Genomic DNA, 16950 nt, shown 5'->3' on the forward strand with positions numbered 1-16950 from the left:
AAACTAACTTGAATTTTTATAATCATAGATAAAATACTAAAAACTATTCACTACAGAAGTCACCCAAAAAAGGAATAGTTAAATTTAACCAGCCCCTAAAACTACTCTATATTTGATAACTTATCGACATGAAAACTGACATAAACTTTAATAGTCTTTGAATTAATATGACATCCACCTTAACTTTGCGACTGAACTTCAAACGCTCTGCCTGCGACTCGACAACATTAATTGAAAAACAATTAACAATAAGTTGAACTTACGCTGTTACTGCTCCACTGAGTATGTAGTTTTTATATGTGTTCTCTTTTTTAAGCCTGATTTTCAATCAGGCTTTTTTTTTGCCCTTTTTGTCTTTAAAATAAACTTAGCCGCGCGGCCAATGCTTTTGACCTCCCCTGGACTCGATGCTCGCCAGTTATTAGGGGGGGTTAGTAGATCAATTTGCATTGGTGCAAATCGAGGTTTGCGATGTCGGGAACATCTGAAGCCAACCTGCTAAAATCCCTAATAGTTGGATGAAGAGCAATTATCATCGAGCGGCCTTTTTTGCCTACCTTTTTTGGCTGCAGCAAAAAATCAGGTTGAACGAAAGGATTCGTTTGAAAAAGGCATTGATGCCATTCGCGCAGCGCATAAATATTTAATAAAGAGAGAAAAACTGTGCCCCAAAAAATACAACTTACCAAAGAAGACCTTCGAAAAAACAAACCCCTTCGTGATGAATACCCATCTAAGCCAAAGATCCCTTTAGTCGTGTTACTAGACAACGTCACTAACAGTCACAATATCGGTGCATTTATTCGCTTGGCTGACGCGTTTGCTATCGAGAAAGTCATTGTCTGCGGCGAGCTAACAATTTCAGATAAAAAGTTAAATAAAGCCTCTAGAAATGAAGCGAAATGGGTTTGCGTTGAATACAGTGATAGCACGACTTCAAGCTTGCAAACATTATTGGACGAGGGATATGCCGTTTACAGTGTTGAGCTATGTCATGAGTCGGTTGATTATAGTGATGTCACTTACCCGGAGCGATGCGTGTTGGTATTTGGTAATGAACGTAAAGGTGTGAGTGAGCCCACATTAAAACTAAGCCATCGGCACATACATATCCCGATGTTTGGAATGGGTAACTCTTTGAACGTATCTACTGCTGGCGCAATTGTATTAGCCGAATGTGCTAATCAAATTAGAAAATCGGCATAGATTAAAACAACACCAACTAATGGCGTAGCCAGTTAAGCCCCTACTTCGACACAGTCCTCGCCTTGCTTTCTGAATGGTTTACGCATCAACTTCAAGTACCTACAAAAATAAGAAAAGAAGCTATATAACTTTTTAGTTTCTTGACTGGCAAATTTTATTAATTTAGTTATGTTACAATATGTTTTTTAAGCTAACCAACATCGACCTACATATCCTGTTCACAGCTCTACATTACCCTTCTTGACATAACAACAACCAATTGGCTAACCATAGAAAAGTGTCACTCACTTGAATTGACTGTGCGCCAAAAAAAAATTGAGACTTAAAAATACAGAATAAGAACAGAGCAAAATATGAATTTGCCTAAGATTTAACTTTATAAAACACAATAACACGAGGAATTTGAGATGAGTAATTCGATTGATTTTTGTTGGAAAAAACATAAATTGCTACCACTTGTAGCGGCAATTTCTGTCTCTTTATCGGGCGTTGCGAACGCTAAACTTTTAACAGAAAAAATTGTAGTTACCGCGCAAAAGCGTGTGCAAAACTTGCAGGAAGTGGGTGTATCTGTCACCGCCTTTAACGATGAGCAGCTAAAAGCCCTTGGTTGGGATAACAGCATGGATGTAGCGGCACAAACACCAGGGTTGGTAGCAACCAGTAATACCGGTGACACCTCTAATATTGCACTATTTTCTATTCGCGGTGTGAATCAGGGTGATTTTGCCGAAGGTCAGGAAGCGCCTATCGCGATTTATAACGATGAAGTGTATTTATCTTCTCCCGGAGCTTCGGGGGCTCCATCATTCGATCTTGCACGTATTGAGGTATTACGTGGTCCTCAGGGAACATTGTATGGCCGAAATGCAACAGGGGGTCTAGTACATTTTATCAGTAACAAACCTACCGAATATTTTGAATCTTCAATTGGTTTGACGGTAGCAGAATATGGACAATTCGGTGTGACCGGTTTTGTCAGTGGTGCGCTAAGTGACAATGTTCAGGGTCGTCTGGCAATCTATGACAATAAAGACGATGGTTATGTTTCAAACGCTATCGGGCCGGACTACAGATCAGATGATACAACGTCTGTTCGTGCAATGCTCAATGTGGATATAAGCGATGAAACATCACTGTTAATGATTGGCCGCATGACTGATATCGATACCAGAGGTGGGGTTTATCACAACCGTGCCACCAAATCGACCGCCGATGGTCCTGTGTTTTGTCAATCAGGGGATACCGACTGCGGAGCTGGTATTCGTTATGATGCAAATGGTGATTTAGAAGAATTTCAGGGGTTTTTCGATGGGGATAAAAGCGCGCTAACTTCAGGCAGCCTTTTCGACCCTCGTAACGGTCAGCTTGATGATGGTATTGGCGGAGTGCATGACGGTGCGTTTGATTTTGATGGCGGTGTTGACCGTGAATCGAGTAGTTTAACTGCAATACTCAATACTAAATTAAGTAACGGCATTCACCTCACGAGTGTTACTGATTTTACCACCAGCGATAAAGAGTACCGTGAAGAAGACGATAGCTCAGCGCTTAATCTGGTGACTTATGTTTCTACCGCTGATGTAGATCAACTCTCGCAGGAATTACGGATTGACGGTGATGCTGACAAGCTTCGTTGGACCGGTGGTGTGTATTTTTTGAATATTAAAAATAAATTTAGCGGGGCTTTTCAGTTTCCATCAGATGGTTATCTGCCAAAATATTTGGCTGATTCTGAAACGGATACTGTGTCAATATTCGGGCAGGTAGATATAGACTTAAGCGAAGACTTGTTATTAACAGCCGGTTTGCGTTGGACCGAAGATGATAAAGAATTGTCCTATCAGCTTACCGGAGAAGGTGCTGTCTTTGCTGATGGTTCAGACTTTCTTTATACCGGCGATGTTTATGATTTTAATCGTACCGATTCAGAATTTTCTGGCAAGTTACAGTTAGACTGGCAAGCAAATGATGACCAATTATTTTACATTGGTTATAACCGAGGCACCAAAGGAGGTGGCTTTAATACACCTTCAGATGGTGCAAGCTTAGCCTCTGAAGTGGGTTTCGAACCTGAAGTACTGACATCTTATGAGATTGGTTCTAAAACAAGTTTTGCTGATGGTAATGGACGTTTTAATACCAGCGTGTTTTATTATGACTATGACAATTATCAGGGTTTCTTCTTTTCGGGCACAACCAGTTTATTGATCAATTCTGAAGCCTCTTTTATGGGTGGTGAAGCTGAATTAACTTACGCCACTGATAACGATTGGGATTTTTTGTTTGGTCTAAGTGTGCTTGATACCGAAGTTAATGGCGCATCAAATGACGGAGCAAATGTCATTAAAGATCAGAAGGCTCTGCTGGCACCTGAGATAACCGCAAACGTTCTTATTCGTAAAGAATGGGAACTAGACGGCGCAAGGATCGCTGCCCAGCTATCAACTAATTATATAGGTAAAGAGTACTTTAACCTGATAAATTCCGAGGCTACTGAAGCCGGTAATTATGCACTGACAAATTTCAGGCTGAGCTATTTCTCTGGCGAAACTTGGGAAGCCAGTGTATTTGTTAATAATGTGTTTGATAAAGAAGCCGTGACATTTGGTTATGATATCAGTGACTTTGGTAACTACTCTATCTACGTAGTTAATCCACCGCGCTGGGCTGGTGTCAACTTCAAATACAACTGGTTTTAATAACCTGAAGGCCGCTTTAGTGCATTTCGACTAAGGTGGTTTTCTCTTATCCCAGTTATGTAATGGAGCATATTGTAGCCAACACTATTAGGATGGTAAACATCATAAACGGGGCGTATTACTGTGCATGCACCGTGTGATTTATAGCCAAGCGTAACCTATCAGTTAATGGAGGGGAATTTCGTCACTATGAAATTCCCCTCCATTATTTTTATTGGTACTTTCGGCGTTTAACATAAGCACACTGGATAAAAATCATAGCATTAACTGGTGCTTAAAATTATTCAGCATACTTGCAAAAAGCTCAGGCCGATAAAAAGGTGAGCCATGTCCTGTCATCTCCATCAGTTCAAACCTGCCACTAGGAATAGCATTAGCGATGCGTCGCGCTTCGGGCAGGTTCATGTCTTGGCGACCGCATGCTACAAGTACCGGCACCTTAATGTTGCCCAACATTTCAGACGTATCGGGTTCATGTTGATGAGCCGTATGTGCATTAAACGCAGCGTCTCTATTTTCGTAAAATCGCCATGATTTTTTAGGCACAATCTCAGGCTCGCCTGCTGCGGCTAATAATTGTCTGGCTTTTGCTGCCAAAGCCTTTTGCTCTGATTGCTCGACTGGGGGCGTTAACGCCACGTCAAATAAACCTAAGGCAGTCAACTTTTCTTCATGACGCAATGCAAACTGAGCAGCGGTTCTAGCACCATAAGCCACACCCAGAACAAACGCTTTGGGTATCTGTAAAACATCCATAATAGCGGCTAAATCATCTGCATACTGAGAGAAAGTAAACTCATGGTCTTTACCCCTAGCACTTTTGCCGGTTCCGCGAATATCAAAACGTAAAATACGATATGACTCTAACAGAGTCGGCAATACAGGCTCCCAAGCGGTTAGATTAACGCTGGCCATATTCACCAGAGCCAATACCGGGTTTGAGATTTCACCGTCAAGGGAATAGTGAAATACTATACCGTAAGCTGTAACGGTTTTATTACTTTGTTCGTACGACAAACACATAAGTCTTCCGGATAAAAAACGATATTTAGTTTATTGTATTGATTATTAGGCAGAAATATCAGGTGCAAAAGTAGAATAAATGAAAAGCGCGGCCCCTGATCTCGCTTTCTCATTAACAGCTTTACTAAAGCTGTTAATGAGAAAGCAAAACTAACGTTTCTATTAACTTATCACTGACTAAAAAGAATGAATGCCAACGATATATACATAGGGATGCATATTAACGCTAGCTAGCGTAATATTTTACTTAAATATTTCTGACCGAGAACATTCTAATATGTTGCAAAAATCCTCACTATTACTTCTTTTATGTAGTTTATGCTCTACATATGTTGCTGCCAATCAGGACGTAGAGCAGCAAATAATCCAACATGTTGATACCCAACTCGACGAGTCAACGGCTTTACTTAAACAGCTGGTCAACATTAATAGCGGCACCATGAATTTCGCCGGAGTTAGAAGAGTAGGTATGCTACTGAAACAAAAGTACGATGCTTTAGGCTTTACTACTCAATGGCTGGATGGCAATACATTCGGCCGAGCCGGACATTTGATTGCGACTTATGAGTCAACCAGTCATCCCGATGCTGCAAAAATTTTGTTGATAGGGCATTTAGATACGGTATTTGCTAAGGATGATGATTTTCAAACAATCACTGAACTTGCTAACGAACGTTTGGCTGGACCGGGAATTACTGACATGAAAGGCGGCGATGTGATCATGTTAGCGGCTTTGCAAGCATTACAAAAGCAAGGTTTGTTGCAACAATTAAACATTAAAGTGGTTATGACGGGTGATGAAGAATCAAGTGGCAAACCGTTATCGCTTTCAAAACAAGCCATCATTGACGCAGCGATTTGGGCTGATATTGCTTTGGGATTTGAAGATGGAGACAGCAACATTACCACTGCAGTAACCTCGCGTCGTGGTTCGGTTAATTGGTCACTGACAGTGAAAGGCAAACCTGCCCATTCTTCACAAATTTTTACGGATGAAAACGGCGACGGTGCGATTTTTGAAACGGCACGTATTCTGAATGAATTTCGTGTTCAGCTTCAGCATGAAAAGTTGCTTTCCTTTAACCCCGGTGTAATAGCCGGTGGAACTAGAGTTACCCAGCAAGACGATAAATCAAATTTTAGCGCATTTGGTAAAACCAATGTCATTGCAAAAGACACACTAGTAAAGGGTGGGATCCGTGCTGCAAGCCCAGAGCAACTGGAACGGGCTAAAGTAGTGATGCAAACTATTGTCTCACAAAACCTGCGGCACACTTCAGCCGTTTTAGAGTTTCAATCCGGTTATCCACCAATGGCACAAACATCTAATAATAATGATTTATTGGCATTATATAGTCAAGTAAGTGTGGATTTGGGTTATGGGAAAATCACTGCGGTAAATCCACGTAACGCCGGAGCGGCCGACATCTCTTTTGCCGCATCTCATGTTGATATGTCACTTGATGGTTTAGGCTTAATGGGCAGTGGTGGCCACACTAAGGATGAAGTAGCGGATATGTCGAGTTTTATAAAAAACATGCGAAAAACGGCCATACTCATTTATCGTTTGTCTCAATGATTTATCACTTAATTAGATAATAGCTAAGCAAGTGTCTTGGTATGGAAATGGTATACGCACGGTTATGAATAAAACCTCATGGACTCCATTCCATACCTGACACTTCTTGTTGGTTCGAGTACGACACACGTTTTGTAGACATAGGTCGGTAAAAGGCCAAATTTCTTTTGCAGCGATTGTGTAAATCGTAGACTTTTTAACCCCCCTGAGGCCCTTGATCCAACATGTCTCGAAATATTTCAGTGTCGGATGCATATATGATACTCACACCTTATTTATTGCGGTTTATCACCATACCTTTTTGAACCACACAATAAGGGGTTCAATCTTTGTGGAAAAAAAGTTGATAAATACGTAAGTGGCTAGCTCATGCTTGGGTAATTCTTTAAAGGCACCAAATGAATGAATATTTAGTGCAAAAGCATGCCCTAAATTATTACCTTTAAATTGAAGATGGGCCTCTAAAGCTAATGGTATTCTTGTATAGGTACAATGATGAATAGACACTTTACCTCCTAATATTCAATTTAGATGTATCCAGAATAAATACTATGGCGGAACTAGCCAATTCGCATCAGCTTATGCTTAGACTGAAATCTTGAAATAAATGGTTATTTAGAATGGCAGAAAGCTCTCTAATTGACGGTGTTCCTGAAACGGCTTGATATAAATCTTTAGAACCTACATTTTTATACGCTGACTTTATAGCGGTACTTTCACACCAGTAAAGTTGATATCTCTTAGTGCAATTTTAACACCCTGCTCATGACACCAGTCCATATTATTAAATACTTTTTGCAAACTAAAATGCAGAAGGACGCGTTATACAATTTGGTTCCCTGTTCGAAAGTGATATTATACGATTGTTGATAAATGAAGAAGATACAAAATGAACCGTCGTAAAAAAGGTAATCAGATTTTAAGAGCGCGAGTCAAAAAGGCAAATGCCAAATTGAACCCCAGTAATAAGCCTAAATACATTAGCAAAGCTGATAGGGAGACCGAAACCACCGAGTCTACTCAAGAAAAAAACCTCGTTTCAGAAGAATGAGGTTGATATTGTAATGTTCTTTAAAAGAGGAGCACGGTGTCTTTACTCAATAGCCTGCCCATTAAGAAACGGTGATTTTAGTAAAATGGCAGCTTCGACTGCCTCAACATACCATCAATAATACCTCAAATAGAACTACACACTTTTGTTTACCTTGTTTAATAGCATGGTTTTTACACACAAAACGTTTTTAGCCCTCCATATCAACCAGTATCTAGTTTGATTGACGTAATAGCTCACTCTGTCAATCAATGGAAATACCATTTCTTCCCCTTTTTGGTAATAAAAACAATCCTCTGAACGCTTTAACCAATCATCGTCAGATTTGTTTTTAACATGCAAAAAACTGTAAGGATTACTTAAGCGAATTTCGCGACGCATCTTGATTTGTTCGGGTGTACGCTCTGCATAGTGACGACAGACTGGCGATGGATGGTACAAATTTTGGCAGAAAGGTGGCACTTTACCACTGATGTTTTCTGGCCACTTTTCGCTGGGTGAATTTCTAAAGAAACGCGGCTCACGCCAGTTAATTCGGTAATAATGGCGACGCTCAGATACATTTAATGATTTGTCTTCTTGATCATAAACAACTAAATCATTATCCGTAAAATAAAACTGTGCTTGCCATACGCGCATTTGATTTTTATCGCGCTGCATGGCTTTCACTAACATCGGTCGCGGATCTTCGGTGAGCATTTCATCGGCGTCTAAAATATACCACCAATCCGATGCGTTAAAATTATGATGAAACATATTATATACCCGGTTTCTAAACTGATTACGGTAGATTTCATCGGTATGAGCAGCAATCACAATACGCTTATCACTTAACGCTTTCTCGCAAATAAGCTCCCAACTACCGTCGGTTGAACCGTTATCAAACACATAAACAGTGTCGCAAAATCTAAGGGCATTGTTTAAAGTTTCGAGAATAATATCGGCTTCGTTCTTAATAATACAAATTGCGTTAAGTTTCATATTTCACCTCTGACTAACGTGGATTTGGGCGACTAGATTGGCGGTTTATTCGCGCCATGTTTGCAATTGTTGAAACAAGTATTGGGTGATTAACCACATACCAAATAGATTTCGGTGTAATGGTTTCAATTTACTAACTGGGTGTTTAAGTAGCTGCTTGGCAGCTGTTAATTGACCTGCTTGAATATTCATTTTGGCTAAATGACAAATGTGCGCCGCACAATACTGCAACACAAAAGGTGCAGTAAGCCTATTTACCTGACCTGCGGCTACTTCTGCCAATAATCGCTTGGCAAAAGGTAATATGTCTTGAGGTATATGTCTATCACAGGCCCTATTCTCGCTATCGGTGTGATACAGCATTAAGACTAGCGGTGAATAAATAAGGCTACCCTGTAATGCAATTTGAGAAAAAAGCGCTTGATCTTCACCCATGGCTTCGCCAACGGGGAAACCACCTATCTGCTTAAATAATTGACGACTTATCACTAAACTTGAAGGCATAAAAGGCAAGTCACCTTTAGCACACACCTCAAAGTAATTGTCCATAACACAGCCTATAGGTGATATATCACCTATAGCTAATTTAGGGTTTCGATAAACGCCATCTTCGATAACTTTCTGGTAATTACTGGCGAAACATTGATGTTTAGGGAAACGCTGGATCAACTTGCTCATTTCATATAAATAAAATGGTGTCCATTGATCATCTGCATCAATGAATGCGATATGTCGATGTTGAGCTAATGTCACCCCCAAATTACGAGCAGCAGAAACCCCCTTATTTTTTTGCTTCACTAAGGTCAAATTGGGAATATTGAGTGTGGCCACCTTGTCAGCACTACCATCGGTTGAACCATCGTCAATCACTATAATTTCTGCTGCGGCGAAACGCTGCTCACAGATAGAAGCAAGCGTTCTGAAGACGCTATCAACCTTGTTGTACAAAGGAATAACGACTGAAAATCTAATTATGCTCATAATATTGGTTCCAATTTATGCTTACCAATTAACATTATTTATTACCAAGACTAAATTTATTCTTTCCAATTTAGAAGAGCGGCTTGCACGGCTGCATCGGGTTTCATAATGGGTACTGCAAAGCCTGTGCCAACGCCTTGATTTAGCTGTTCTGATAACTGTTTTGGGTTTATGTTTTGTGCATCAAATTGGTAGACTTTAGGTACCCCAATCTGTTCACACCAACTGTGACATTTTCTATGGTAATTAATTGATAATGCAGGGGTATTTGCCATAAATGACATAACTGCCGAATGTAATCTCATAGACACAGTTGCCTTAAAACTGGCAATGCGTTGAAGCACTTTAAACGGATTAGGATCGTAAGCAACATGCGTCATAGGCACATCACTTGAAACTCGTGACATTATCTGCCGATGAATGCGAACATCTCCAAATTGCGAATGTTTACTGAAATCTAACAGAAATATTGGCTCTTGAGTTTGCTGCCATGTTTGTTCTATCGCAGCGACTGCCATGTCTATACGGTGTTGTTCATTGTCTTTATTTACATTGCCAAATGCGTCAATCGCTTGCTGACAAAAATTATACATAATGCCATTACGCTCAATGGATACTAAACGGTTAGTTTGATGGCAGAGCATCAGCGGCGCGAGATCGAAGGTTAATTTAACATTGGCATTTGGCGCTATTGATTCTGCAATAGCTAAGCTTTGTGGGTCTCTCACACCTGTAAAACCACATTCATTAAGAAACTTGGCGCAAGCGCTTTCTGCTTCTAAAGACTCAAATGGACCAATACCCACACCGACTGCACGACTGGCTTTTCGCCCTGCTAACTTAATGAGGTGACGTTTAAACTCTAAATCTTTAGTGCTGTGCAGCACCGAGCCGCCACCAAATATCACTTTCTCACTTTGCAACGCATTCTTATAATGCGAAAGTCGTTGCTGGCCACGAAATCGCGGCTTAGGCATAGCTTGAACATCACCAAATTCTTCACATTTAATCAAACTATCACTGCTGACTTTGTTATTCGTAGCACCCAGTAAATGGTGACTGGCCCAGCGCGTAGCATACATAAGCACATCATCACCGGTGTTCTGCATACCGTAATAGCCTGTAAGGTAAGCATGGTATTGTTTAAACATGCGATTCTCCGTTTTGTAAATTTTTAAACGTCATACCTAGCCAGAACAATGCTGGCCAATATAGGTATGCAAGAATTTCTAAGTTCTCGAACAGACTGTAACAAGTAAACACAATCAACATGCACATCGCAGCACGTGCTTGCACATTGTGGACAGAAAAGACAAACAGGTAGATTAGGCTTAGTACCATTGGAATTGCCAAAGCAAATAACCCAACTAAACCTTTAACAAAAAGTAAACCGTACCAAGTATGGTGTGAGCCTATTACCATAAATTCGACTATTTTAGGCCCTGACTCAACCATGCCATGGCCCCATATCAGCGATTCATATCGCCAGCGTTGCAAAGCTAAATTTTCTAAGGCGGCACGCACCCTGGTTGATCTAGGACGCGCATCTTTAACTTGTTGAAAGACATCCATCACCCATTCATAGATAGGCTCGCCTAACAGTAGGATAATAGGCAGTAAAACGCCTAGACCAAGCAGTAACCACGGGTTTTTCAACTGACTGGTAAACAAGAACAGCGGTATTATCATAATGAAAATGGCCCAGCCCGCCCGTGACTGAGACAACATGGCCATCACCACACAACCCGCTACCCCCCAGTTTCGCCATATTTTTTCTTTTTCTTGTAAGCAAAAAATCACAAATATGCAGCTCAAGAACCCAGCAGCAGGTGCCCATGGCGCAAAAAACTGCCAGCGACCAGCACCTGACTCTGGGTTTACCCCGTACAAGCTGACCATAAAAAAGTTATCACCAGCCCCACCTAAAATTTGTAGGGGGGAGATAAACAACTGCCCAGATGCCCCCGCCACGTAAAGGATAAAAGTGATAACACCAAAAATAGCGGTGTGTTTACCTACAACACATACGGCTCTGATTAAACGTTCAGGTTTAAGGTTAACCACGGCGCCTAATAACGGAAACACTCCCAACAAAGCCCAACCTTTAGCCCACCCCACAGTGCTTTTGATGGTTTGAGTAGTACCTAATGACCAATCAGCATGGCCTACCCACAAACTAATTAACATCATCAGCATACCTAGCCCCCATAACCACACAATCAAGGGTACATGTCTAAAGCTATTTTCACCTTCAACAAAGCTCCTTAACACGACAATGCCAAGGACTACCCAGCCTAACACTGAGCCTGTAATGTATAACCCACCGATTGCGTAAATAGGGTAAGTAAACAGCAAAGCCCAGCAAATTAACTTCTCTTCAACAGTACCTTGATAATGCGTCTGCGATTGCATAACACCGTCACTCCTGAAGTAATGAATAAAAAGCCCACTAAACCAGCTGCTAAACCTAACTTTAGAATAGGACTGTGAATGTCAGTGGGAAGGGAGGGTTTGGTTAACAGCTGCAATACAGGGTATGAAGCAAATACATCCGCTTTCCCCGCTTCAAGTCTAGCGGCGGCGGAAGTAAATACAGCCTCTGCTAAATCAAACTCGCGTTGTAAACGGTCTAGTACAGCCGCCTCACGAGCATAGATTTTAAGCTGATCTTGAAGGTGTAATTCAGAACGGCGTAAGTCAGCAATCTGTGCTGTGATACCCTTCTCTTTGGCTGACGCGTCAATTAAATCGGCAAACATTTGTGCACGCATAGGATTCACTTCTAAATCGAGGCTACTAAAAACACTCGCAGCATGGGGGCCAGCAATAGTATTACTACGAATAAGTAACGAAGAACGAGCAGCTTGGTAACGTTGGTGTTCCGCTATGACTTTAGGATGCCCGTTCCCCCAACGTGACTGATACTCAGACAATTGTGAAGTACTGATGTCTAGTTCTTTAAGTAAGCCACGAAACTCCACGTCAGACTGTAAGGTAAAAGCTTTACCAGCCAAATCAGCCGATACCCCTAAGTTTTTACCTAGGCCAAAGGCGTAATCAATTAAATTTGACACTTCAGCGTGTAAATAAAGTTGCTTTTCTTTAATGGTTTGTAAACTACTGACTAATAAAGTGAATTGGTCTTGGGAAACCAAAGATGAGTCCTGTTGAAACTGTAATATATTCGCCCGAGCTTCATTTAGTCTGACACGGTAATCTGCAAGCACCCTTTGGATACTTTTATCTCTGTGTGACACTTCATCTGAACGTAATCGGCTTAGTTCTTCTTGGAGGCTTTGATACAAAGCCCATGCTTTAGTTTCTGCTTGTTTGGCACTGCTACCTTTAATACTCACGACTAAAATAGACGTTTGTTCAGTCAACGCAATTTTAGGTTCTCCAAATTCGATGGCTGATAATGATGTTTTTTCACTCGCGAGATTTAACACCCCCCTACTTAACAGCATTTCCTTGTAATTGACTCTTGGATTAAAGCCACCAGCTGAAAAAGGTGCACTTGTTTGGGAAACCACTTGACCCACATTATCAAGTACCACACTAGATGATGCACCTGTACCGGGTAATACTAGCTCCAGATCACTTTGGTATACTGGCGCCATGCTCAGATAAAGCATCACTATAAGGGCGATAAACAAATAACCACACAGACACATTGCTAGACATGGCCATTTTACCAAGCGATAAAACTGTGCTCTGAATTTCTGATAACGAGTAGGGATGGCTATGGGATAATGCATAATAGTCGCCTAAAACAATAGGAACGGGCTTAACACGTCAACAATAGTGCGTGCTACATCGCGTATATTAGTGATATTAGAGTCATAACAAGCAATGGCGTCGTTGGGCATGACATAAGGATTAATATCATCACGGTTTGCCTGTCTCATTAATTGTTCGACAGAACGCTCGACGACTTGTGTTTGATTTGTGATGGGGTTAATACTGGCCAACATCACTTTGCGCGAAGCATTTGTCCACTCTTTACCACCGACACAGTTGGCTGAAACTGCAGCCTGTAATAATTTTGTACCATAGGGTAAATTAGTCGCATAGGGTCCGACTGCCGCGCTTGAATTATTTTGTGCTGAGTCAATCAGGTTAGACATAAATACCCTAAATCCTTTGGGTGTGATTTGACTAGGCCTCACTAAATGAGGTTGAAAACATCCTGTGCTTGGCACAATCACTTGATCACCATCGATAAGTGGATAATCTTTAACTGGCAAGCCAGATAATATGCCTGTTAAGTCGACTTCAATCTGCCATCCTTGACGAATTAAAATAACCTGATCGAGTTTCGCGTCGGGTCTTGCACCATGGGCCCCGCGGATGGCTTCTGAGAGCAATCTTCGATGGGTATAATCGCCGGCAGCAACCACTCGTTGATCCATTTCATTATTAGCACGTTTGTTGTTGATTAATATTCTACCCGGTTGAAATACTGCGCCAGTAACCGGTACTTCAATTGCTGCTAAGTGTAAAACCTTAACGTACACCGACGCGGTAACGGGACGAAATATATTGGCTTTTATCAAAGCTATTTCAACTCGTTGCGATAATTCTCTTGGCGACATACCAGATGCATGAATCGGCTCAAGAATGGGCAAAGTGAGTAAACCTAGGTTGTCTAATACATAACTGCCGTTGAATCCCTCCCCATACTCCATCATGATCTCAATCATATCCCCTGGGCTAAGGGGTAATGTATTACGTGTAGGATTCATTCTTGAAGGTAATGGAGCTTGGCTTGGAGCAGAAGACAAAATAGGTTTATCAACACGATAATTTAGCGGTGCCGCAAAGTCTGCACGATCATCACAATTTAGCTGGGCAGCAAATACTTTGCCCGGCACACTTTGTTGACTGAACAACTCACCACGGTCGTTTATAGCACCATAAAAACTAGAAGAAGAATTTTCAATTTCTTGCAAGCTATGTTGCTGGGCGCAACCGGCTAATAAGAAGAAACTGAAAACACTGGTCACGGCGTTAATTTTCACCCTCTTTGTGAGATTAAATAGAACCGTCTTCATCGAATACTCCGTGACTACCCTGTAGCCTTTGTAACTAATGCAACTAATGCAACTAGCTATTGCAGCAACTAGGCCAACCCTATTAAAAATATAAGATACTGTTTTTTATGATTTATATATTTTTATGTAGATTGACATTTTGCATAATGCAAACCTTTTTTTGATTTGCGAAGTGCGAAGTGATTTAGGAGATAACGAGGTCAATTTTCAATAAATAAGCTATCTGGAAATAGCTTATTTATTGCAGGGGATTACAAATGAATACGTATTGACTTGAAACATAAATTAATACGCTCCTCTAGCGCCAATCACACAAGGTAAGGTTGCTAGTAATATTCTGATATCATAACCAATTGTCTGTTTTTGAAGGTAGCGGTCGTCCAACGCTACTTGAGTATCAAAATCAGTATCTGCCCTTCCTGATACTTGCCACAAACCTGACAAGCCTGGCATTCCGTTAAGCCGACATAAAGCGGAAGTAGGATAGGCATTTACCTCAATGGCCAAGGCTGGACGTGGTCCAATTAACGCCATATCACCTTTAACAATATTGATTAGTTGCGGTAGTTCATCAATTGAGAATTTACGAATAAATGCACCTACTACAGAAATACGTGAGTCATTTTTATATTTTTTACAGATGCCATCTCTATCACTTGTAGTAGGGTCAGGTTCAGCATAACGACGGTCTGTTTTTAAATACATTGAGCGGAATTTATACATTTTAAAATGACGACCATATTTTCCAATGCGATCCTGGCTAAAAAAACAGCTGCCGCGACTTTCTAAACGAATAAGTAACATCGTTATCAACAAAAACGGTGATAAAACTATTAATGCAGTCAAAGCGACTAAACGTTGTATAAACATAGGTATACCGTTGTGTTTACCTGTCAATAATACTGGATAAGGTGGAGTAGTTTGTTCGTTGGCAACAATATATTGGTCAACAGTTGAGTCTAAAATAATAGAAATAGTCATGATTAAAATCCTCGACTTGCTCGGTTAAAAACAAAGGTATGAATTAAAAATACTGGGTTACCAATCACGTAACGCTTAAATTTACTTTTTGGCTCTTGCATTAGTCTCCATAACCATTCCAAACCTAATTCGCGCATCCATATTGGCGCTCTTGAAATCTGTCCTGAATAAAAGTCAAACAATCCACCTACCGCCAATGCAGTGCGACAGGTAAGTTGTGGTGCGTTATCTTTAAGCCATTGTTCTTGCAAGGGAGAACCCATGGCTAACAGCAAAATATCAGCATTCGACTGATTAATACGCTTTACTGCGTTGCTATCACTGGAGCGCTCAAAATATCCATGTTCAACCCCAGCGATACATAACTTTGGGTATAGTTTCAAAAGGTTTTTAACAGTGGCAATAGCGACTCCAGGCTTAGCTCCCAATAGGTAGATTGAGATTCCTTGGGCCTGAGCTGCTTCACACAAGTGCGGCAACATATCTGTGCCATTAAGGTTATCTTTAATATTGATACCGAGTGTTTTCGCAGCAATCCTTAACCCGGAGCCATCAGCAAAACTGCGATCTGCGGCATTTAAGTTTTTACTCAGTTGTGGGTCAACCGCTGTTAAATTGACAGAGTTAACATTAACAAAACAGCCTATTTTACAACCATTGAGTTTTTGTTCCGAGCCTTGTTCAATATTTTGATCTGACATCACCCAGTCAACCGCATCAATCATAGTGTCATTATTAATTTTCAAATCAAACAAAGTAAAAATCGCAGGGGTTGTTAACTGAGACTTATTATTATTGTATAAAAAAGCAGTTAGCCCAGCTTTTAATAACAGCGATAAATATCCTAGTCGGTTGTCAGTAAACTGTTGTTCAAGTAATTCAGTCTTTTCGATGGTGACTAATCCACTTGCCTGATGCAAAGTGACCGCATCAAACAGACCCGTAGGAATAAAAGAATAAGCCTGCAAACGTTCTGTTTGCTGTTTAGTCATTTCAATATCAACTGGCATTCCGCATAGGCTAATGCGTTTGCTCAATACACTCCATAACATTGGCAAACCTTTAAGCATACCAAAACTAAAACGCTGGTATTGAACAGGTCTCCCGAGGCAGTCTTGCTTTAAAGAGTACTCAAAGACAGTTTTACCTTTGAGTAAAGCTATACAGGTATTCAATATAAGAATTGGCAGGCTGATTAATAATAAACAAGCGCTAATCGAGCGGTTAAATTCTGTGCCTAAGTAACGTTGTTGCACGGTATCATCGACAACACGACTTCTTACATAAAGGAAAAATGGCTTACCTGACATATCGATCTCCAATCACTGTTAATTTTGGTTTACCTAAAGTGTGTTTGTCTCTCTAGAGTCCATATAACAGGTACATTGCGTA

14 protein-coding genes are annotated in these 16950 nt (G+C 40.8%); 4 read left to right on the forward strand and 10 right to left on the reverse strand.

The genetic code is table 11. The features are described from left to right. Window positions 1–663: 663 nt before the first annotated feature. Both C427_RS14850 and C427_RS14855 read left to right on the forward strand, forming a co-directional pair. Window positions 664–1206 carry a TrmH family RNA methyltransferase gene (locus C427_RS14850; protein ID WP_007637653.1) on the forward strand — a complete coding sequence of 181 codons (543 nt, stop codon included), beginning with the start codon at window positions 664–666 and terminating at the stop codon, window positions 1204–1206. Window positions 1207–1613: 407 nt separating this feature from the next. Next, window positions 1614–3908, forward strand: a complete 2295-nt coding sequence (locus C427_RS14855) for a TonB-dependent receptor (protein ID WP_007637651.1) — start codon at window positions 1614–1616, stop codon at window positions 3906–3908. A 255-nt stretch (window positions 3909–4163) separates the two neighbouring features. Here the strand turns inward: C427_RS14855 and C427_RS14860 are convergent, their stop codons facing one another. After that, a complete protein-coding gene (locus C427_RS14860; RefSeq protein ID WP_007637649.1) occupies window positions 4164–4931 on the reverse strand; it encodes an alpha/beta fold hydrolase in 768 nt (255 codons plus the stop codon). A gap of 277 nt (window positions 4932–5208) precedes the next feature. Between C427_RS14860 and C427_RS14865 the strand changes: the two genes are divergently transcribed. Then, entirely contained in the window at window positions 5209–6510 is a 1302-nt protein-coding gene (locus C427_RS14865) for a M20/M25/M40 family metallo-hydrolase (RefSeq protein ID WP_007637648.1), read from the forward strand. Window positions 6511–6798: 288 nt separating this feature from the next. Here the strand turns inward: C427_RS14865 and C427_RS14870 are convergent, their stop codons facing one another. Then, window positions 6799–7017, reverse strand: a complete 219-nt coding sequence (locus C427_RS14870) for a hypothetical protein (RefSeq protein WP_007637647.1) — start codon at window positions 7015–7017, stop codon at window positions 6799–6801. 382 nt (window positions 7018–7399) lie between these two features. Between C427_RS14870 and C427_RS25050 the strand changes: the two genes are divergently transcribed. Then, window positions 7400–7561, forward strand: coding sequence for a DUF2986 domain-containing protein (locus C427_RS25050; RefSeq protein WP_007637646.1), 162 nt, complete (start codon window positions 7400–7402; stop codon window positions 7559–7561). A gap of 135 nt (window positions 7562–7696) precedes the next feature. Here the strand turns inward: C427_RS25050 and C427_RS14875 are convergent, their stop codons facing one another. From C427_RS14875 to C427_RS14910, 8 genes are all read right to left on the reverse strand, one after another. Beyond that, window positions 7697–8542 carry a glycosyltransferase family 2 protein gene (locus C427_RS14875; protein WP_007637645.1) on the reverse strand — a complete coding sequence of 282 codons (846 nt, stop codon included), beginning with the start codon at window positions 8540–8542 and terminating at the stop codon, window positions 7697–7699. A gap of 45 nt (window positions 8543–8587) precedes the next feature. Continuing rightward, complete coding sequence (locus C427_RS14880) at window positions 8588–9523, reverse strand: glycosyltransferase family 2 protein (RefSeq protein WP_007637644.1); 936 nt, start codon at window positions 9521–9523, stop codon at window positions 8588–8590. A 56-nt stretch (window positions 9524–9579) separates the two neighbouring features. Beyond that, the gene (locus tag C427_RS14885) at window positions 9580–10674 is read right to left on the reverse strand and encodes a polysaccharide pyruvyl transferase family protein (protein ID WP_007637643.1); all 1095 of its coding nucleotides are present in this window, start codon (window positions 10672–10674) and stop codon (window positions 9580–9582) included. Beyond that, window positions 10667–11935, reverse strand: a complete 1269-nt coding sequence (locus tag C427_RS14890; protein WP_007637642.1) for an O-antigen ligase family protein — start codon at window positions 11933–11935, stop codon at window positions 10667–10669. The genes C427_RS14885 and C427_RS14890 overlap by 8 nt, the downstream gene beginning before the upstream one ends. Continuing rightward, complete coding sequence (locus C427_RS14895; protein WP_007637641.1) at window positions 11890–13281, reverse strand: GumC family protein; 1392 nt, start codon at window positions 13279–13281, stop codon at window positions 11890–11892. Before C427_RS14895 ends, C427_RS14890 begins: the two co-directional genes overlap by 46 nt. A 9-nt stretch (window positions 13282–13290) precedes the next feature. Continuing rightward, the gene (locus C427_RS14900) at window positions 13291–14577 is read right to left on the reverse strand and encodes a polysaccharide biosynthesis/export family protein (RefSeq protein WP_226991129.1); all 1287 of its coding nucleotides are present in this window, start codon (window positions 14575–14577) and stop codon (window positions 13291–13293) included. A 285-nt stretch (window positions 14578–14862) separates the two neighbouring features. Beyond that, window positions 14863–15558, reverse strand: coding sequence for a sugar transferase (locus C427_RS14905; RefSeq protein ID WP_007637638.1), 696 nt, complete (start codon window positions 15556–15558; stop codon window positions 14863–14865). 2 nt (window positions 15559–15560) lie between these two features. Next, complete coding sequence (locus C427_RS14910; RefSeq protein WP_007637636.1) at window positions 15561–16868, reverse strand: WecB/TagA/CpsF family glycosyltransferase; 1308 nt, start codon at window positions 16866–16868, stop codon at window positions 15561–15563. Window positions 16869–16950 lie beyond the last annotated feature (82 nt).

Source organism: Paraglaciecola psychrophila 170 (assembly GCF_000347635.1).
In the GTDB taxonomy this organism is placed as follows: domain Bacteria; phylum Pseudomonadota; class Gammaproteobacteria; order Enterobacterales; family Alteromonadaceae; genus Paraglaciecola; species Paraglaciecola psychrophila.